We start from the raw sequence: 19,687 nt of genomic DNA, 5'->3' as shown, positions 1-19,687 counted from the left end.
ATCTATGAAAGTAGTGTATTATAGCTATTATGGGTGCTATTCTTCTCCTATATGTGCATATCTTCATTTAAATGACAAATCCAAAATTGAAAAAGAGGAATTTTTTAAAATTCCTTTTTTGTTTGAAATTGATTATGGGCAAATGAGATATATTGGTAAAGATAGTAATAAAAATGAGGTCTTTGTCATAGGGATGAAAAATTTCAGTGAAAATATCAAAAAAACTTTGTATGGCTTGATAGAGATTTTTAAAATAAAAGAAGATATAATTTTTATAGACACTTCGCAATATGATGTAATTTTTTTTAAAGTGCTGATAAGTTTAAGAAGAAAGAAAATACTAACAAAAATTATTGACAATTTTTTGTATAATTACTATTTAATAAAATGTAATCATATTAAAAGATTTGTAGAGAGTTATAAAAAAATGTTATGAGGTGAGAGGTTTGTGGTTATTGTATATATGTGCTATGGAAGTGCACACTCTTCTGTTGTAGCAGCTTCTATACATATAGGACTTTTGCCTATTGACAGAGTGCCTACTTATGAAGAAATTCTTTCTCTTCCTCATTATGATAAAACTTCCGATGGTGAAATTGGCACTCTTTTTTATATGGGCAAAGATGAATATGGCAATGAAGTGTATATTGTAGGAGCAAAAAATGGAAGACAAATAGTCACAAAGGCAATTTATAGTTTTTTAGCTTTATATGGGATTTCTAGAGAGGAAATACTGGTGGTAGATGCACTTCCTACCATAGGACTTACTACAAAGATTGGAGGTATTACGTCAAGGCGCTTAGGAATTATCTCTTTGGGTAGACCTATAACGGTATATGGCATATTGAAAAAATATAACAATTTCGTAAAATTAGTAACAGATATTAAAACAAAGTTGCAAATAAGGTCTTGACGTATTGATAGTATTAATTCATAATTGAAAGGAGAGGAGACAATTTAGGAGGAGAAATATGCATAGAATAAATATAAAAGATGTCATAAAAGGAAGTATAGGTTGGGATTTAGGTATACAAAAGGGCGATAAACTTATTACATTAAACGGGAAAAAAATAATTGATATAATAGATTACCGATATGAAATGTCAAATGAATTTATACAATTGGAAATTGAAAAGGCTACAGGAGAAAGATACATTTTTGAAGTAGAAAAAGACTATGATGAGGATTTAGGGTTAGTCTTTGAAGAAGAACTAATTGACAGGCCAAAACATTGTAGAAATAAGTGCATTTTTTGTTTTATTGACCAGTTACCTAAAGGAGTTCGCAAATCTCTTTTATTTAAGGATGACGATTATAGGCTTTCCTTTTTACAAGGGAATTTTATTACTATGACTAATATGAATGAAGAGGAAATTGACAGGATAATAAAATATAAGCTTTCTCCCTTATATGTTTCAATTCATGCAACTGATGAGGATGTAAGAGTAAAAATGATAAATAACCCGAATGCAAAAGGTATAATGGATAAGTTAAAAAAGCTTTGTAAAAACGGAATTGAAATACATGGTCAAATTGTTTTGTGTCCAGAAATAAATGATGGTAAAGTTCTTGATAAAACTATCAAGGATTTGTCAAGCCTATATCCTGGTGTAAAATCAATAGCTATCGTTCCAGTAGGACTTACAGACCACAGAGAAAGACTTTATGAACTTAGAACTTTCACTAAAGAAGAAGCGAAAAATGTTGTACAGCAAGTATCCTTATGGCAGGAAAAGCTAAAAAAGGAACTTGGTTCTGCTTTTGTTTTTTTGTCAGATGAGTTTTATGTGATGGCAAATGCTCCTATACCTTCTTATTATCATTACGAGGGATTTCCTCAAATAGAAAATGGCGTAGGGCTCATGGCGTTGTTTAAACATCAATTTCAAAGGAGTCTAAAAGGATTAAAAAAGAATAAAAGTAAAGATATAAATACCACTCCTTACGTTATTGTTACAGGAGTAGCTGCCTATAGGTTTATGGAAGAAATAGCGGAAAAATTAAGAGAAATAGGATTTAATGTAAAAGTGGAGAAGATACACAATGAGTTTTTTGGTCACAATATCACAGTAGCTGGACTTGTGGTGGGGAAAGATATAATAAACCAATTAAAAGATAAAATAAATGAGGAAGTTTTAGTTATTCCTGATGTTATGTTAAAGGAAAGTTCAAATGTTTTTCTTGATGATACTACTGTTGAAGAAATAGAAAAAGAACTAGGAACAAAAGTTATAGTTTCTGAAGTCGATGGGAAAAAATTTTTACAAAAGATACAGAGTGGAAGGTGATAGTATGGCAAGAGCAATGGTGAGTATTGTAGGTAGGCCAAATGTAGGTAAATCTACTCTTTTTAATAAAATTATGGGGAAGAGAATTTCTATTGTTGAAGACAAGCCAGGAGTTACAAGGGATAGAATATGCGGCAATGCAGAATGGCTGAACAAAAAATTTATATTAGTAGACACGGGAGGATTAGACCCAGATGCTGAAGATATTATATTTTCAAAAGTTCGTTTACAAGTGGAAGCAGCGATTGAGGCTTCCGAAGTAATATTATTTTTAGTTGATGCAAAAGAAGGTTTAATGCCAGAAGATGAAGAAATAGCGGATATTTTGAGAAGAGCCAAAAAAGAAATTATTTTGGTTTGCAACAAGGTGGACAATTTTAAAGAACTTCCTCCAACTTATTATGATTTTTTTAGTCTTGGATTAGGGAATCCCATTCCTATTTCAGCCTCGAATGGCTTGGGCATTGGAGAACTTCTAGACGAAATAGTGAAAAAATTGCCTCAGGAAGGGCTAGAATACAGTGAAGAGACAATTAAAATTGCTGTTATTGGTAGACCCAATGTAGGGAAATCTTCGTTGGTTAACAAAATATTAGGGGAAGAAAGAGTTATAGTAAGTGACATTCCAGGTACTACAAGGGATGCCATAGATACTCCTTTTTCAAAAGATGGGAAGAACTATGTCCTTATTGATACAGCAGGAATACGTAGGAAAAGTAGAATAAGCGAATCTATTGAAAGGTATAGTGTGCTAAGAGCTTTAACTGCTATTGAAAGGTCTGATATATGTCTTTTAATGATAGATGCTATAGAAGGTCCAGCCGAGCAGGACACTAAAATAGCAGGATACGCCTTTGAAAATGGAAAAGGTATTATAATAGTTGTTAACAAATGGGATGCTATAAAAAAAAATAATAATACTGTCAATGAATATACCAAGATGATAAGAGAAAAGCTATCTTTTATATCTTTTGCTCCTATCCTATTTATTTCAGCTAAAACAGGTCAGAGAGTGCACAGAGTTTTACAAACTGTAGATAAAGTATGGGGGGAATACAATAAAAGGATTACGACTGGCCTTTTAAATAATGTGCTAAATGAAGCTATGCTTATGTTTCCGCCACCAGCTGATAAGGGCAAACAATTAAAAGTATATTATACTTCACAGGTAGGAATTAAACCACCTTCTTTTGTAGTGTTTGTCAATGACCCGGAACTCATGCATTTTTCCTATTTAAGATTTATGGAAAATACATTAAGACAAAATTTTGGCTTTGAAGGAGTTCCTCTTAAGATTTCCACGAGGAAAAGAGGAGAAAATTAAAAGAAAGGGGGGGAAATATGTACGCTCTTTTACCAGCCGTCATTGCTTATTTGATTGGTTGCATAAACAATGCATATATTTTAACAAAATATACGCGAAAGATAGACATTCGTAATTATGGAAGTGGAAATGCAGGGGCTACGAATGTCTTAAGAGTGTTAGGATATAAAGCTGCGGCTCCTGTTTTTGCACTAGATGTGTTAAAAGGAGTAATTGCAGTTTTAATTGGGAAATATTTAATGGGTACTACTGGTGCTATGATTGCAGGAATAGCAGTGGTATGTGGTCATAACTGGCCTGTGTTTTTAAAATTTAGAGGGGGAAAAGGAATTGCTACAAGCATTGGAGTTGTAATGACTGTAAGTCCTTTTCTAGGGATTATAGCTTTAGCAATTGGAGTTATAATAATTGCTTTGACAAAATACGTATCATTGGGGTCTATGGCAGGAAGCGTTACATTTGTCCTTTTAAATGCATTTTTTTGGAATTCAACACAACTTTTTGTATTTTCACTCATTCTGGCATCTTTAGCAATCTTTCAGCATCGTTCCAATATAAAACGTTTGCTGGCCGGAACGGAATCCAAGCTTGGACAAAAAACAGAAATAAAATGAGAAAGGAAAGTGGCCATGAAAATATCAATATTAGGTGCAGGAAGTTGGGGAACTGCTATAGCGATACATTTAAACCGACTTGGACACCAAATTACTCTTTGGATGAGAAATAAAAACCAGTTTAAGGAAATTGTGTCTACTCGTCATAATAGGAAATATTTGGACGCAGATATTCCTCAAGAAATCTTTATTACTACTGATTTGGAAGAGGCTGCTGAAAATTCATCAATTGTTGTGATTGCTGTTCCGTCCCATGCTGTAAGAGAAATATCAAAAAAATTAAAAGATGTAATTGATAAAAAGGCAATTGTTGTAAATCTTGCAAAAGGAATAGAAACTTCTACTTTAAAAAGAATGTCTGAAGTCATAAAAGAATATTTGTCAAATGATGTGGTTGTTCTATCAGGTCCCAGCCATGCTGAGGAAGTAGTAAAGCAAATCCCTACAGCCTGTGTTTTGGCTTCCGATGATATAAAAACCTGTGAGGCAGTACAAGATGCCTTTATGGATGAGAACTTTAGGTTATATATAAACAAAGACGTGGTGGGAGTAGAATTAGGTGGAGCTTTAAAGAATATTATAGCCTTGGGAGCGGGTATTTCCGATGGTCTTGGGTTTGGTGATAATACTAAAGCTGCTCTTATGACAAGAGGCCTTGCAGAAATTACTCGTTTAGGTGTTGCGCTAGGTTCTGACCCTTTGACCTTTTTAGGTTTGGCAGGTGTAGGAGACCTTATTGTAACTTGTACCAGCATGCTTTCGCGAAATAGAAAAGCAGGAATACTTATAGGTAAAGGCAAAAGTTTAGAAGAAGCATTAAAAGAGATAGGAATGGTAGTAGAAGGAGTTAATACTACAAAATCCGCCTACAAACTTTCTCAAATTCATAAGATAGAAATGCCAATAACTAAAGAAATTTATTCCATTCTTTTTGAGGGTAAAAATCCCTATGAGGCTGTTTATAGCCTTATGACGAGAGATAAAAAACATGAATTGCACGGTATTTGATCTCCGGTATTTCCGGAGATTTTATCATATTTCAATATTTTTTACATATAAATATACTGTTAAAGCATATATATATGAGTGAGAAGAAAAGGATATGGATATATAAAAAGGAGGGAAATGGATTGGAAAACTACGATATCTATAAAAATATTGCAGAAAGAACACAAGGGGATATCTACATAGGAGTAGTAGGCCCAGTGAGAACAGGTAAATCGAGTTTTATTAAGCGATTTATGGACATATTGGTACTGCCATACATAGAAAATCTTCCCCAAAAAGAGAGAATAAAAGATGAATTGCCACAAAGTGCAGCAGGCAAAACCATAATGACTACTGAGCCTAAATTTGTTCCTGAAAAAGCGGTAGAGATAACAATTAATGAAAACACGAGGTTTAAAGTGAGATTAGTAGATTGTGTAGGATATATGGTTAAAGGTGCACTGGGATACATGGAAGGGGATAAACCCCGCATGGTTTCTACTCCCTGGTATGATTATGAAATACCTTTTGAAGAAGCGGCAGAAATAGGGACAAAAAAAGTGATAAATGACCATTCTACAATAGGATTAGTGATTACCACTGATGGAAGCATAACCGACATACCGCGAGAAAATTATGTAGAAGCAGAGGAAAGGGTAGTAAAAGAATTAAAAGCACTGAATAAACCTTTTATAATAGTGCTAAATACAACTAATCCTCAAAGTCCCGAAACAATTAATTTAGCAAAAGAATTAGAGAAAAAATACGATGTACCTGTAGTTGTTTTAAATGTACTTAAAATGGAAATACCAGACATTCATGCAATCTTGGAAAAAGTCTTATTTGAATTTCCTATACGGGAGATTGCAATTGATTTGCCTAAATGGGTAGATGCTCTTGATAAAAGTCATTGGCTTAAGCAAAATATAATGGAAACAGTAAAAGAAAACATAAAAGAACTGTTTAGATTAAGAGACATACCTAAGTTGGTTGGTGGCCTTAAAGAGAATGGAAACTTTTCTGAAGTGTTTATAAAGAAAATAGCTCCGGGAGAAGGTAGTGCAAATGTTGAAATAAAGACTCAGGAAGGCTTATTCTTTAAAATATTAAGTGATGAAAGCGGGCTTGAGGTTCATGATGATAAAGAACTGATGACAATGATGAGAGAATTGGCTTATGCAAAGAGGCAGTACGATAGAGTTAAAGATGCTTTTTTACAAGCTGAAAAAACAGGTGTAGGAGTGGTACCTGCAAGCCTTGATGACATGAAGTTTGAAAAACCTGAAATAGTAAGGCAAGGTGGAAGATTTGCGGTAAGGCTTAGAGCTTCTGCTCCTTCATATCACATTTTTAGAACTGATATTACAACAGAAGTATCGCCAGTTGTGGGAACAGAAAAGCAAAGTGAAGATTTTGTAAAATATTTGACAGAACAGTTTGAGAGTGATCCAGAGAAAATTTGGGAATCCAACATTTTTGGCAAGACTTTGAGCGACCTTGTAAAAGAGGGAATGCAAAACAAGATTGGTTCCATTCCTGAAAACTTAAGTTATAAACTACGAGATACGTTAGAAAGAGTTGTAAATGACAGCGGAGGCGGAATAATCTTTATAATCATTTAGCTATTGATTTTTTCTTTTATCTTGTTTATAATAAATTCTGAGCAAAGTTTCTTTCTGGGTGTGGCGCAGCTGGTAGCGCGCCAGAATGGGGTTCTGGAGGCCGGGGGTTCAAGTCCCCCCACTCAGACCAGTGCTTACAGCATAGTACCGCTTACCTCTAAATGAAAAGGAGGTAGGCGATTTTATTTTAAAGATTTTTTATAAGGGATTTAAAAACTTTTTAGTGAAAACATTAATTAGTAAACATAACAATGTAAAATTTTAAAAACTGTGGTAATATTGAATTAAGGAATTTTATTCTTTTGCCAATGAATGGAATTAATTTAAAGAAGGGAAAATGATGAATGAAATAAGTATTGTGCATCTTAGGGTTTGCTACTTTTATTCATGTAGATGAAAATAGAAGACCAGCGCCGCATAATGTTACTTTATTGAGCCTGAAAATGAGGAAGAAAGAATGCTTGGAGAAAGGGCAAAACAAAATTATTTACGAGATGAGAAATAAATATCAACTGGAGAAAAAACCACTTCTGTAAGGAAAGGGAGTTTACGGGGTAGTGATAAAATGGATACAATAAAGATTTATACCAATATTATAAAAGAGAATATGAATAGACCTGAAAAAGTAAATAAGCTAATAAACTTTGGCCTTGCCGCTGCTTATTATTATGTGAGCTTTTTCAAAGACAAGAGGATTCCCAAATCTCTTCATTACCTAAATAAATATTCTATAAAGAGCATAAAAGATTCTTTAGCAAATCCTCAAAATTCTGCTTGGGTAAACATCTTTGCACCATCTGAATTTTTGATTGCTATAGACATAAAGCCCTTATTTATTGAAGCATATTCTTCTTTCATGTCAGGCTTCTTCATCGAAGATTATCTTATTGATACTGCCGAATCGAGAGGCATGTCAAATACTTTATGCAGTTACCATAAAACTTTTATAGGAGCCAGTGAACTTGATATTCTCAAAAAACCTAAATTTATGATGACCACTTCTATGATCTGTGATGCAAATATACCTACTTTCAAGTATCTTTCAAAAAAACACGGGGTTCCACTGTACATTATTGATATTCCCTACAAATATTCTAAAGATGCCGTAGTGTATGTAAAAAAACAGCTTTTAGAAGTGGCGGGAAAGATTGAGGAAGTTTTTAATAGAAAGCTTGATATTGATAAATTGAGGGAAGTTGTAAGAACAGAAAATAAAACAAGAGCACTTATGAAAGAATATTTAAATTATGCGGGAGAAAAAAGATTTATACCTACTATGACCTTTGAAATGTACATGCTCTTTGCATCCCATGTATTCATTGGAAGTAAGGAAGTATTACATTTTTATGAGATGTTAGTGGAGGATATAAAAAGAGCTCCTGAAAGAAGTGGAAAAAGCATATTTTTTATACACCTTCTTCCTATGTTTGAGAAAAATTTTAAAGATTACTTTAATTTCAACGATAAATTTCACATTGCTGGTAGTGATTTGAATTATGATTTTCTTGAGGAAATTGATGAAAACGACCCATTCAAAGGAATTGCTGAAAAGCTTATCTTAAACTCTTTTAATGGTGAAATAAATAGAAAAGTTGCAAGAATCAAAGAACTGATAGAAAAAATAAAGCCAGACGGCATTATACAGTTTTGTCATTTGGGCTGTAAGCAGTCCATGGGTGGAACGTTTATAATTAAAAATCTTGCCTCAGAATTGGGTATTCCATTTCTTTATTTAGATGGGGATTGTGTAGACAAGAGAAATAATCAAGAGGGACAGAATAGGACGAGGCTCGAAGCCTTTTTTGAAATGCTTTAGTAATCCTTCTGGAGGTGAAAAATTGATAGGGTACATTTGCAAATACACGCCTGTAGAAATAATCGAAGCTTTTGGAGAAAAAGCGGTAAGACTTGATCCAGGATATAAGTCTCATGAGCGTGCTGAAGCACTGATTCATTCAAATATGTGCAGCTTTGCAAAAGGGGTTTTGGAAAATATAATTGAAAATAATATTGAAGAGGTTGTATTAACTGCCTGTTGTGATAGTATAAAAAGACTTTATGATGTGTTAAAAGATAAAGTAAAATTTATCCATCTTCTAGACCTCCCTAGAAAAAAAGATCCTCTCGCAATAGATCTTTTTTACAATGAAATAATTGAATTTATAGAAGCGTATCAGGCCTTTAAAAACAAGAATTTTGCTGAAGAAAGTTTGCTAAAAATTCTAGAAAGCAAGTCTTTTAATAAAGAAAAGAAATCCACTGAAAGCATTGCTATATTAGGTGCGAGGCTTAAAGATGATGTTATAGAAAAAATCACAAATTCTTGTACAGCAAAGGTAATAAATTTTACCTGCACAGGTGAAGAAAGAGTATTCGATATCGAAGCAAAAGATAATTTATTAAAAAGCTACGCGGAATCGCTTCTTAATTTAACACCCTGTATGAGAATGGCAGAAGATCGAAGCAAGTTAATCAATAAAGAATTGAAGGGGATAATATACAATACTATAAAGTTCTGTGATTTTTATTCCTATGAGTATGCTGAGCTCAAAAGCAAAACAGACCTCCCACTTTTAAAAATTGAAACTGACTATAACGATTCAAATAGCGGACAGATTTTAACAAGAATAGATGCCTTTTTGGAATCAACCGGTATTAAAAAGATGGAAAAACAGAAAGCCAAGAAAGGATATTTTGTAGGAGTGGATAGTGGCTCTACTTCTACAAATGTAGTCATAATCGACGAAAACAAAAACATAATATCATATTCTATTATTCCAACAGGTCCTAAAGCTCTGGAAAGTGCTTTTAAAGCTTTTGAAATTGCTTTAAAAAAGGCAGGACTTCAAGAAAAGGATATTACATCAATAGTAGCAACAGGGTATGGAAGAGTAAGCATTCCCTTTGCAGATAGAATTGTAACCGAAATTACCTGTCACGGCAAAGGCGCGTTTTTTATAGACAATGCTATTAGAACTGTTATAGATATAGGTGGACAGGATAGCAAAGTGATAAGATTGGATGACAGCGGCAATGTCATTGATTTTGTGATGAATGACAAATGTTCAGCAGGGACAGGCCGGTTTCTTGAAGTAATGGCAAGAACGTTAGGCATTTCAATAGAAGAAATGGCAAATGTGCATAAGGAAGTAAAAGAAAATATCACGATTACCAGTATGTGCACTGTATTTGCAGAATCAGAAGTAATATCTCTTATTGCGCAAAATAAGGATCAAAGGGATATAATACATGCCCTCAATAAAGCCGTTGCTTCAAAAGCAGTTTCCCTGGTCGACAGAATAGGGAGAGAAGGGAAATACATGATGACAGGTGGCGTTGCCAAAAATCAGGGGGTAGTTTATGCCATCGAAAGCAGGCTCGGTGAAAAACTTATAATCCCATTTGAACCACAGATTATTGGGGCACTTGGAGCAGCACTAATTTCACTTGAAGGTAAATGAGGGTATTATGATAAAAATAAAGTGGTGGTGATGTTGTGAAAATTCTCATAGCTCCTGATAAATTCAAAGAAAGTTTATCTGCTTTAAAGGTTGCAGATAGCATAGAAAAAGGAATTTTAAAGGTTTTTCCAAAAGTCGGTATCGAGAAAGTTCCTATGGCAGATGGTGGCGAAGGGACTGTTGAATCATTAGTTAATGCAACTGGAGGAAAAATAATAAAGACAAATGTAAAAGATCCTCTATTTAGAGATATTGAAAGTTTTTATGGAATATTAGGTGATGGCGAAACAGCAGTTATAGAAATGGCTGCTGCCTCAGGACTTTATCTTTTGAAGGATTATGAGAGAAATCCCATGATCACAACAACATACGGAACCGGTCAGCTTATAAAAGATGCTTTAGATAAAGGCTGCAGAAATTTCATTATAGCAGTAGGTGGAAGCGCAACCAACGATGGTGGTGCTGGCATGGCAACAGCGTTAGGAGTTAAATTTTATGATAAAGATGGTAGAGAAATAGGTCTTGGAGGAGGCGCACTTTCAAAAATTTATTCAATAGATACTTCAAATCTTGATTATAGATTAAAGGAATGTAGGTTTATTGTAGCCTGCGATGTAGCAAATCCTTTAATTGGAGAAAATGGTGCATCAAGAGTTTACGGTCCCCAAAAGGGTGCTACAAAGGAGATGGTAAAAGTTTTAGATAAAAACCTTGAACATTATGGTAAACTTTTAGAAAAGTATTTTAATAAAAGAATAATAGATGTCCCAGGTTCAGGTGCTGCAGGTGGTTTAGGTGCAGGACTCATGGCATTTTTAAATGCACAGTTAAAAAGTGGTATAGAAATAATAATTGAGGCATTAAAGCTTGAAGAGAAAATAAAAGAAGCTGATATTGTAATTTCCGGTGAAGGAAAAGTAGATTTTCAAACAGCGTTTGGGAAAACAATTTCAGGAATAGCTAAATTGTGCAAGAAGCATAATAAACCGCTTATTGTAATAGCAGGAACGGTTGAAGATATAGAAAAACTTTATGAGATTGGAGTTAGCAGCGTTTTTTCGATTATGGAAAAGCCAATGTCTCTTGAAGATGCTATAAAAAACGCACCAACATTGTTAGAAAAATCTGCTGAGAGAATTTTTAGGTTAATCAAAGTCATAAAGGCTTAAAAGATAAAAAAGGAGAGGCGGACTTTTCACCTCTCCTTTTTCAATGTATTTTTTGGCAAGTGTAGAGATGGGAAGTATGTTTTGTAAAGAATTTAGGCGTTTTTTATCCACATAAACAATACAAAAATTTTATATTCATTAAAATATTGAAAAACTGCGAATATTAATGATATAATATTTAAGCACCCGACTGATACTTTTATTGAAAGGATGAAAATAAATGAAAACTATAATAAACACTGAAACTGCGCCAAAGGCTATTGGACCATATTCGCAAGCTATCATGATAAACGGCTTTTTGTACACATCAGGGCAAATAGCAATTGATCCTGCTACAGGAGAACTTGTAGAAGGAGGTATTGAAGCGCAGACTGAAAGGGTTTTAGAGAACATAAAAGCGATTTTAAAAGCTGCGGGGATGGACTTTAACAATGTCATAAAGACTACTGTATTTGTCACTAACATTCGGGATTTTGCTAAAATTAACGAAATTTATGGGAGATATTTTAAAGACAAGCCACCTGCCCGTTCTTTAGTTGAAGTAAAAAGTCTTCCTAAAGGCGCTCTTATAGAAATAGAAGTTGTAGCACATAAATAAAATGTTCTCTTTTTTAAAAGCTATTATAACAATTATAATCTGCTGAAATAGAAAATTTTGGGATACATATTTACTTATAACCATTACTGTTAAAACGTTTTGCTGCGAGATTAGAAGTGATAGAATTAATAAAGGGATGGTAATTCACCATCTCCTTTTTTCTCTATAAAAATATTAGAAACTGTGATAAAATGAATATATACGTAAAGTTTTAGAAGGAAAATCGGCATTTATATAGAATATATTGATAGGTGAGAGATGTGAAAAGATTAGCTAGAATTGTAGTTATATTATTGGTGATGGTTTACATAAGTAAAGTGGGGATAACGACTTTTGCAAACAAAAATAAAACTACAGTCGTGAGGTATGGGACTATTTTAATAGACTTTAATACAAAAGGATATGTTATAAAGAATGAAATGGTGATAAATGCTCCTTTTGACGGTAAAATAAAAAAACTTATACAAAGTGGAGAAAAAGTTCCTAAAGGCACTCCTATTGTAGAGGTTTATTCTACCGATTTTGATGAGGAAAAATTTCATCAATTAGAAGAGATAGACAGAGAACTAAAAAATCAGGATACTAGTATACCTTTTTATTTAGATATTCAAAAATTAGACAACATGATAAAAAAAGAAGAGCAAGATTATCAAAATGCGATACAGCAGAATAGCCCTAATGCAGATAAAATACAAAAAAGGATTGAAGACTTAAAAGCCAAAAAAGAACAAATTTTAAGTAAAGGACCAATAACACTTCAAAAAATTGAAAACTTAAAAGAACAAAAGGAGTATTTAGAAAAGTATATAGAGAAAAATGCGATTACTATAAATTCACCAGAGTCAGGAATAGTAAGTTACTATTTTGATGGCAGTGAAAGTATCCTAAATGAAAGAAATATGTTCAATTTAAATCCGACACAACTTGAAAATTTAAACTTTCAATCCAAAGAGATTAGTACAGAAGTAAAAGGAGATTACCCTTTTGTAAAAATAGTAGATAATTTGGAGTGGCATTTAGCGTTGGTTTTAAATGAAAAACAACAGGGCTTATTAAAAGAAGATAGTAATGTAAAAATTTTGATTGATGATTATGATGGTGAATTGCGGGGAAAAGTTATAAAAACCTACAAAGGTGACGATAAATTGTATATAGGAATAATTGAGATGATAGATGAATATCCTAACTTTTATAAAACTTCTAAAATAAATATTGAAGTTAAAGTTAAAGAGTACAATGGACTTAAAATACCTCTTTCTTCTATTGTGAAAAAAGAAGGAAAAGAAGGAGTTTTTGTAATAAAAAATGGCAGAGTTCCTATTTTTAAAGAGGTAGTAATAAAAGCAACAGATGGCAAATATGCGATTGTAGAAAGCGCTGATAAAACATCTGGATTAAAAGTGTATGACGAAGTAGCGGTAAATGGAGAAGATTACTTGAGCAAATAAAGGGGGGATAAATACGTCTATATGTGAAAATATAAGAAAAATAAAGGAAAACATAAAAGAGCATGCGTTAAAGGTAAACAGAAATCCAGAGGAAATATTAATTGTGGCAGCTACTAAAACTTTCGGTGTAGAAACTATAAAAGAGGCTATTGCTTGTGGTATAACTGACATAGGTGAGAATAAGGTCCAAGAGTTAAATGAAAAATATCCTTATTTAAAAGAGGAGGTAAACTTTCACTTTATAGGACATTTACAGAGAAACAAAGTGAAATACATTATTGACAAAGTAAAGTTGATACATTCTTTAGATAGTATTAAATTGGCAGAAGAAATAGACAAAAGGGCTAAACAAAAGAATCTAATAATAGATTGTTTAGTGGAAATCAATATTGGTGGAGAGGAAAGTAAATACGGGATTTCTCCTGAAGGAATGCATAATTTCGTTAAAGAAATAGAAAAATATGATAATATAAGAATTAGAGGGCTTATGACAATAGCTCCTTACCTTCCACCGGAAGAGGTAAGGCCCTATTTTAGAAAGATGAAAGAATTATTTGAAGAGCTAAAAGAAATTAAGCAGCATAATGTAGAAGTAGAATTTTTGTCAATGGGTATGTCCAATGACTATTGGGTAGCAGTTGAAGAAGGGGCGAATATTGTTAGAATTGGTACTTCTATTTTTGGGCAAAGACAATATAATGTGGAGGGGTAGTTTATGTCTTCAAAAGTGATTGATAAATTAATGAGTTTCTTTGGTATTGATGAGCCAGAAGAAGAGAAAGAAGAAGTAGAATCTTTACAACCTGTTATACCTTACGATAGGAAACCTAAAATTGTCAATATTCATACACAGCCCCAAGTAAAAGTTTTAATTTTAAAGCCTGAAAAGTTTGAACAAGTAATGAATATATGTAATGAATTAAAAAATAAAAAGCCGGTGATTGTAGATTTACAAAAGATGGATAAAAATGAAGCTCAAAGAGTAGTGGATTTTTTAAGTGGTGCAGCTTATGCTCTTAATGGAGAGATAAAGAAGATATCTGGCTATATATTTTTAGTTGCGCCTGAGAATTTTGATATTACAGGGGATATAAAAGATGAAGTAAATTCTTTATACAATTTAAATTGATGAGGAGGAAATGATTTTGCCTGTAAATTTTGCAGTTTTGACAACATTAGATTACTTTTTTGAAGTTATAAATTGGCTTATATTGATAAGGGTTATTTTATCTTTGCTACGAATGGAGAATATGTCAAATCCACTTTCTCGTTTTGTAATCACAACGACAGAACCAATACTTTCACCTTTTAGGGCATTACAATTTAGGTCTTCTATTGGAAGGAATTTAATGATAGATTTTTCGCCAGTTTTGGCAATTTTAGTGATTCAGTATTTAGTTCGCCCATTAGTTTTTAGATTAACATTATTTTTACTGAGGTATATATGATGGACAAGGAATTTACTGCATCCAGATTTGAAGACATAATTAAAAGCGTTCTAAAATCTAAAAGAGTAAAATATACAGACTTTTTAAGTCCATCTGAACAAAAAATTTTTGAAAAAACTATATTAAAATATCGACAGCAAGATATAAACTATAATCTTGAGGGAGGATATCCTTTTGCAGAAAGAAAGATAGCAATTATTTACTTCGATTTTTTACAGCCAGAAGATACCCCTATTTGCGCTGTAAGAATTGAAGGCAATTTTTCTAACCTATCTCATAGAGATGTGTTGGGTTCACTTTTAGGGTTAGGGATAAGAAGACAAAAAATAGGTGATATAATTGTAAAAGAGGATAAATGTGACATATTGTTGCACAAAGATGTGGAAAGTTATGTACTTATGAATTTTTTCAAAGTCGGGAAAGAAAAGGTGAGGGTTAGTTCAATTGACTTGAAAGATGTGATGGAACCTGAAATAAGGTACAAGGACATTTTTTCTACTGTAGCCTCACTAAGGGTTGACAGTGTAGCAGCTGCAGGTTTTGGTATATCAAGAACGAAAGCTTCACAACTTATAAAGTCCGGTCTTCTTCAAATAAATTGGGAGTATACAGATGACCCTTCTTCGGAAGTAAAAGAGGGAGATGTAATTTCTTTACGTGGTTTTGGAAGAATTAGATTGGAAGAAGTGAGAGGTAATACAAAAAAAGGTCGCGTTTCCGTACATATTCTGAGGTTTATATAGTGTTACAAAAGAAAAGGAGGTAGTAATTATGCTGACGCCTATGGACATACATAATAAAGAATTTAGGCGTTCTTTTAGGGGTTATAATGAAGAGGAAGTGGACGAGTTTTTGGATAAAATTATGGAAGACTATGAGATGTTGTACAAAGAAAATGCAGAGTTAAAAGATAGAATTAATATAATGAATGAAAAGCTTCAAAGCTACATAAATATGGAGAACACTTTGAACAATACTTTGATTGTTGCTCAAAATACTGCAGAGGAGTTAAAGAGAAATGCGGAAAAAGAAGCACAGCTTATAATACAAAATGCTCAGCAAAATGCAGAAAAAATATTGGAGAAGGCAAATCAAGAAGTTGTGAGAATAAGAACTGAGCTAGAAAGATATCGCAAGCAATTAAATGTTTTTAAAGCGAAATTTAAATCTCTTTTAGAAGCTCAATTGGAATCAATACTTTCAATAGATGAGAAGGAATTGATTCCAGATGAGGATGAGGAGAAGGATGCAGAGTAGATTAGGGGTAGTGGGGATATTAATTCAAGATAGAAAAAATGTAGCAGACAGGGTAAATCATATTTTAAGTGAGTATGGCTACATTATTGTAGGGAGAATGGGCATACCCTATAAAGATAGAGGAGTGTCTGTTATTGCTTTAATTGTCGATGGTACTACTGATGATATAGGAGCTATGACAGGCAAGCTTGGAAGCCTTCCTGGCGTAAAAGTTAAATCTGCTCTTACCGCTTGAGTCTATATACTCCTAGGTCGTGTAAAATTTTAGTAGGTAAGGCTAAGTAGTTGACATTTTGCTTGAGCTTTTCCGGGACATATGTACTATTGACGAAACACTTATGGTATTATATAATTGTGTAAAAAATATTGTTAAAAGCTGTGATGAGGACGAGTAAGTAGAAGCGACTTCCAGAGAGTTGGCGGTAGGTGCGAGCCAATAAGTCTGTTTCTACTGAAAATCACCTCGGAGCTGCAGGCTGAAATAGGAGTAAGCTGTGCCGGGTTTCCCGTTATCTTAAATGAGAGATTAAGGCAAAGTTTTTCTTTGTCTTAATAAGTAGGGTGGTACCGCGAACTTCTCGTCCCTGACGAGAAGTTTTTTAGTTTGAAAGATAATATTTAAAAGGAGGTAATGTCGGTGGATTACAACAGGACACTTAATTTGCCGAGGACAGATTTTCCTATGAAGGCTAATTTGCCAACACGAGAGCCAGAGATATTAAAAAAATGGGAAGAAATGGATATTTATCATAAAACATTGGAAAAAAATAAAGGTAAGGAAAAATATATTTTACACGATGGGCCACCTTATGCTAATGGAGATATACACATTGGGACTGCCATGAATAAAGTGTTAAAAGACATTATAGTGAAATACAAAACGATGAGAGGCTATTACGCTCCTTATGTACCAGGATGGGACACACACGGTCTTCCTATTGAACAACAAGCTATAAAGACTTTGGGTATTAAAAGGCATGAAGTAAGTCCTACAGAATTTAGAAAAGTGTGTAGGGATTTTGCCTTTTCACAGATTGAAAAACAAAAAGCTCAATTCAAAAGATTGGGAGTAAGGGGAGATTGGGATAATCCTTATCTTACTTTGAACCCTGAATATGAAGCTAATCAGATAGAAGTATTTGGGGAAATGGCTAAGAAAGGTTATATCTATAAAGGGCTAAAGCCTGTGTATTGGTGTCCCAGCTGTGAGACTGCTTTGGCAGAAGCGGAAATTGAATATTTTGATGAGACGTCTGATTCTATATATGTAAAATTTAGAGTTAAAGATGATTTAGGAAAATTTAAAGGAATTGTTGATGACTTAAATAATGTTTATTTTGTAATATGGACTACAACTACTTGGACTATTCCTGCCAATCTTGCTATTGCTTTAAATCCAGAGTTTGATTATGCGCTTGCAAAGTTTGGAGACGAAGTATATATAATGGCAAAAGATATGTTAGATACTGTTAAAAAGGAAGCTCACTTGGGAGATTATGAGATAGTTGCTTTATTTAAAGGAAAAGATTTAGAGGGCATGAAGGCTATCCATCCTTTATATGACAGAGATTCTTTAATAATCTTGGGTGAGCATGTGACTTTAGAAGCGGGTACTGGCTGTGTTCACACTGCTCCCGGCCATGGGGAAGAAGACTTTTTAGTTGGGCAAGAGTATGGTCTTGAGGTTTTAAATCCAATAGATGACAAAGGATATTTTACAGATAAAGCGCCAGGATATGCTGGTCTGTATTATGAAGAGGCTAACAAGGTTATAAAAGAAGACTTGAAAAAAGCTAATGCATTGGTAGCAGAAAGCCATATTACTCACTCATATCCTCATTGCTGGAGATGTAAAAGTCCAATAATATTTAGAGCAACAGAACAATGGTTTGCTTCTGTAGAAGGATTCAGAAAAGAAGCACTAAAATCTATTAAAGAAGTGAATTGGTATCCTTCTTGGGGCGAAGAGCGCATAACTAACATGGTAAAGGATAGACGAGACTGGTGTATTTCAAGGCAAAGGGTGTGGGGGGTGCCAATTCCTATATTCTACTGTGAAAACTGTGGAAAACCTCTTATAAATGATGATACAATAAATGCAGTTAAAGAGATCTTCAGGCAAAAGGGTTCAGATGCATGGTTTGAAATGTCAGCTGAGGAGATATTACCAAAAGGGATTACTTGTGAATGCGGTTCTATAAGGTTTAGAAAAGAGACAGATATAATGGATGTGTGGTTTGATTCAGGTTCCAGCCATGCAGCTGTGCTGCAAACTCATCCTGACCTAAAGTGGCCTGCAGAGCTTTATTTAGAAGGTTCAGACCAACACAGAGGATGGTTCCAGTCTTCCCTCTTGACATCTGTGGCAACGCGTGGCAAAGCACCCTACAAAAACGTATTGACCCATGGGTTTGTCGTAGATGGTGAAGGAAGAAAAATGTCAAAGTCTTTAGGAAATGGTGTTGACCCGGCTGATGTTATAAAAGAATATGGAGCAGATATTTTGAGGCTTTGGACTGTTTCTGCTGATTTTACTTCAGATATGAGGATTTCAAAAGAAATTTTAAAACAGATGACAGAAGCTTACAGAAAAATACGTAATACCAGCAAGTTTTTGTTAAGCAATCTTTATGACTTTGACCCTGATAAGGATATGCTCCCTTACGAAGAACTCTTAGAAATAGATAAATGGGCTTTATACAGGCTTAACAGAGTAGTTGAAGAGCTTACAGAGGCTTTTGATAAATATGAATATTACGATTTTCTCCATCTGGTTCATACATTCTGTGTAGTAGATATGAGTAGCCTCTACTTGGACATTTTAAAAGACAGATTGTACACTTATCCTGCTGCTTCTAAAGAGAGAAGAGCGGCTCAAACGACACTTTACATTATTTTAGACACTCTTGTAAGGTTGATAGCACCAGTGCTTACATTTACTTCAGAAGAAATATGGTCATATATGAAGCACGACAGTCAAAATAATTTTGAAAGTGTTCAGTTAGCTGATTGGCCAGAGGTCCAAGAAAAATACAATAATCCTTATATAATAGAAAAGTGGGAAAAGCTTTTTGACATAAGAAAAGATATTTCTAAAGCTCTTGAAATAGCGAGAAGTGACAAGAAGATAGGTCATTCTTTAGAAGCACAAGTGGATATATATCCATCTCAAGAACTTTATGAATTCTTTAAAAGATTTAATGACCTCGAATATGTGTTCATAGTTTCAAAAGTGGTACTTCATCAACCAGAAGAAACTGTTCCTCAAGATGCTTATAAAAGCGAGGATTATGATTTAAAAATTATAGTAACCCATGCACCAGGTGAAAAATGCGAACGCTGCTGGATGTACAGTGATACAGTAGGAACTATAAAAGAACACCCAACCATTTGCGCAAGATGTGCTTCACATATTGAACACCAACCACAAGTTTAAAAAGGGGATTTTTCCCCTTTTTAAATATATTGTTA

19 protein-coding genes, 1 tRNA gene and 1 other annotated feature are annotated in these 19,687 nt (G+C 33.7%); all 20 genes read left to right on the top strand.

What is annotated here, in order from left to right; translation table 11 throughout:
• Positions 1-4: 4 nt before the first annotated feature.
• The 20 genes from TMATH_RS07260 (at position 5) to ileS (ending at position 19,652) form a co-directional block, all read left to right on the top strand.
• The gene (locus TMATH_RS07260) at positions 5-436 is read left to right on the top strand and encodes a DUF3189 family protein (RefSeq protein WP_013150462.1); all 432 of its coding nucleotides are present in this window, start codon (positions 5-7) and stop codon (positions 434-436) included.
• Positions 437-448: 12 nt separating this feature from the next.
• Positions 449-913 (top strand): DUF3189 family protein, encoded by a 465-nt coding sequence (locus tag TMATH_RS07255; RefSeq protein ID WP_013150461.1) that lies wholly within the window; start codon positions 449-451, stop codon positions 911-913.
• Between the two features lie 58 nt (positions 914-971).
• Positions 972-2,288, top strand: coding sequence for a DUF512 domain-containing protein (locus tag TMATH_RS07250; protein WP_013150460.1), 1,317 nt, complete (start codon positions 972-974; stop codon positions 2,286-2,288).
• Between the two features lie 4 nt (positions 2,289-2,292).
• The gene (der, locus tag TMATH_RS07245) at positions 2,293-3,612 is read left to right on the top strand and encodes a ribosome biogenesis GTPase Der (RefSeq protein ID WP_013150459.1); all 1,320 of its coding nucleotides are present in this window, start codon (positions 2,293-2,295) and stop codon (positions 3,610-3,612) included.
• Between the two features lie 17 nt (positions 3,613-3,629).
• Positions 3,630-4,226: a glycerol-3-phosphate 1-O-acyltransferase PlsY gene (gene plsY / locus TMATH_RS07240; protein WP_013150458.1), complete on the top strand. Its 597-nt coding sequence runs from the start codon at positions 3,630-3,632 to the stop codon at positions 4,224-4,226.
• Between the two features lie 15 nt (positions 4,227-4,241).
• Positions 4,242-5,234 (top strand): NAD(P)H-dependent glycerol-3-phosphate dehydrogenase, encoded by a 993-nt coding sequence (locus TMATH_RS07235; RefSeq protein WP_013150457.1) that lies wholly within the window; start codon positions 4,242-4,244, stop codon positions 5,232-5,234.
• Positions 5,235-5,356: 122 nt separating this feature from the next.
• On the top strand, positions 5,357-6,835 hold the full coding sequence (gene spoIVA / locus TMATH_RS07230; protein ID WP_013150456.1) for a stage IV sporulation protein A: 1,479 nt from the start codon (positions 5,357-5,359) through the stop codon (positions 6,833-6,835).
• A gap of 54 nt (positions 6,836-6,889) precedes the next feature.
• Positions 6,890-6,965: transfer RNA gene (locus TMATH_RS07225), tRNA-Pro, on the top strand.
• Positions 6,966-7,400: 435 nt separating this feature from the next.
• Positions 7,401-8,651 carry a 2-hydroxyacyl-CoA dehydratase subunit D gene (locus tag TMATH_RS07220; RefSeq protein ID WP_013150455.1) on the top strand — a complete coding sequence of 417 codons (1,251 nt, stop codon included), beginning with the start codon at positions 7,401-7,403 and terminating at the stop codon, positions 8,649-8,651.
• A 22-nt stretch (positions 8,652-8,673) separates the two neighbouring features.
• Positions 8,674-10,296, top strand: a complete 1,623-nt coding sequence (locus TMATH_RS07215; protein ID WP_013150454.1) for an acyl-CoA dehydratase activase — start codon at positions 8,674-8,676, stop codon at positions 10,294-10,296.
• Positions 10,297-10,331: 35 nt separating this feature from the next.
• Positions 10,332-11,465, top strand: coding sequence for a glycerate kinase (locus TMATH_RS07210; protein ID WP_013150453.1), 1,134 nt, complete (start codon positions 10,332-10,334; stop codon positions 11,463-11,465).
• Positions 11,466-11,685: 220 nt separating this feature from the next.
• Positions 11,686-12,063 (top strand): RidA family protein, encoded by a 378-nt coding sequence (locus tag TMATH_RS07205; protein ID WP_013150452.1) that lies wholly within the window; start codon positions 11,686-11,688, stop codon positions 12,061-12,063.
• A 260-nt stretch (positions 12,064-12,323) separates the two neighbouring features.
• A complete protein-coding gene (locus TMATH_RS07200) occupies positions 12,324-13,511 on the top strand; it encodes a biotin/lipoyl attachment domain-containing protein (protein ID WP_013150451.1) in 1,188 nt (395 codons plus the stop codon).
• A 7-nt stretch (positions 13,512-13,518) separates the two neighbouring features.
• Positions 13,519-14,223: a YggS family pyridoxal phosphate-dependent enzyme gene (locus tag TMATH_RS07195; protein ID WP_173571578.1), complete on the top strand. Its 705-nt coding sequence runs from the start codon at positions 13,519-13,521 to the stop codon at positions 14,221-14,223.
• A 3-nt stretch (positions 14,224-14,226) separates the two neighbouring features.
• Positions 14,227-14,640, top strand: a complete 414-nt coding sequence (locus tag TMATH_RS07190) for a cell division protein SepF (RefSeq protein WP_012995436.1) — start codon at positions 14,227-14,229, stop codon at positions 14,638-14,640.
• Positions 14,641-14,656: 16 nt separating this feature from the next.
• Positions 14,657-14,959, top strand: coding sequence for a YggT family protein (locus tag TMATH_RS07185; protein WP_028992306.1), 303 nt, complete (start codon positions 14,657-14,659; stop codon positions 14,957-14,959).
• On the top strand, positions 14,956-15,702 hold the full coding sequence (locus TMATH_RS07180; RefSeq protein ID WP_013150448.1) for a YlmH family RNA-binding protein: 747 nt from the start codon (positions 14,956-14,958) through the stop codon (positions 15,700-15,702). Before TMATH_RS07185 ends, TMATH_RS07180 begins: the two co-directional genes overlap by 4 nt.
• Positions 15,703-15,730: 28 nt before the next feature.
• Entirely contained in the window at positions 15,731-16,216 is a 486-nt protein-coding gene (locus tag TMATH_RS07175) for a DivIVA domain-containing protein (protein ID WP_012995433.1), read from the top strand.
• Positions 16,206-16,451, top strand: a complete 246-nt coding sequence (locus TMATH_RS07170) for a TM1266 family iron-only hydrogenase system putative regulator (protein WP_013150447.1) — start codon at positions 16,206-16,208, stop codon at positions 16,449-16,451. Before TMATH_RS07175 ends, TMATH_RS07170 begins: the two co-directional genes overlap by 11 nt.
• Positions 16,452-16,585: 134 nt before the next feature.
• Positions 16,586-16,805: a binding site (T-box leader), on the top strand.
• 48 nt (positions 16,806-16,853) lie between these two features.
• Positions 16,854-19,652 (top strand): isoleucine--tRNA ligase, encoded by a 2,799-nt coding sequence (gene ileS / locus TMATH_RS07165; RefSeq protein WP_013150446.1) that lies wholly within the window; start codon positions 16,854-16,856, stop codon positions 19,650-19,652.
• Positions 19,653-19,687: the final 35 nt, after the last annotated feature.

Source organism: Thermoanaerobacter mathranii subsp. mathranii str. A3 (genome assembly GCF_000092965.1).
Classification (GTDB): Bacteria; Bacillota; Thermoanaerobacteria; order Thermoanaerobacterales; family Thermoanaerobacteraceae; genus Thermoanaerobacter; species Thermoanaerobacter thermocopriae.
Note: the sequence above shows the minus strand (reverse complement) of the source record. Positions and strands in the feature narration are given on the sequence as shown.

Coding starts and splice junctions, on each gene's coding strand:
- TMATH_RS07205 (WP_013150452.1), top strand. CDS start 11,686: ATGAAAACTATAATAAACACTGAAACTGCGCCAAAGGCTATTGGACCA.
- plsY (WP_013150458.1), top strand. CDS start 3,630: ATGTACGCTCTTTTACCAGCCGTCATTGCTTATTTGATTGGTTGCATA.
- TMATH_RS07170 (WP_013150447.1), top strand. CDS start 16,206: ATGCAGAGTAGATTAGGGGTAGTGGGGATATTAATTCAAGATAGAAAA.
- TMATH_RS07190 (WP_012995436.1), top strand. CDS start 14,227: ATGTCTTCAAAAGTGATTGATAAATTAATGAGTTTCTTTGGTATTGAT.
- TMATH_RS07250 (WP_013150460.1), top strand. CDS start 972: ATGCATAGAATAAATATAAAAGATGTCATAAAAGGAAGTATAGGTTGG.
- TMATH_RS07235 (WP_013150457.1), top strand. CDS start 4,242: ATGAAAATATCAATATTAGGTGCAGGAAGTTGGGGAACTGCTATAGCG.
- TMATH_RS07220 (WP_013150455.1), top strand. CDS start 7,401: ATGGATACAATAAAGATTTATACCAATATTATAAAAGAGAATATGAAT.
- TMATH_RS07180 (WP_013150448.1), top strand. CDS start 14,956: ATGATGGACAAGGAATTTACTGCATCCAGATTTGAAGACATAATTAAA.
- der (WP_013150459.1), top strand. CDS start 2,293: ATGGCAAGAGCAATGGTGAGTATTGTAGGTAGGCCAAATGTAGGTAAA.
- TMATH_RS07260 (WP_013150462.1), top strand. CDS start 5: ATGAAAGTAGTGTATTATAGCTATTATGGGTGCTATTCTTCTCCTATA.
- TMATH_RS07175 (WP_012995433.1), top strand. CDS start 15,731: ATGCTGACGCCTATGGACATACATAATAAAGAATTTAGGCGTTCTTTT.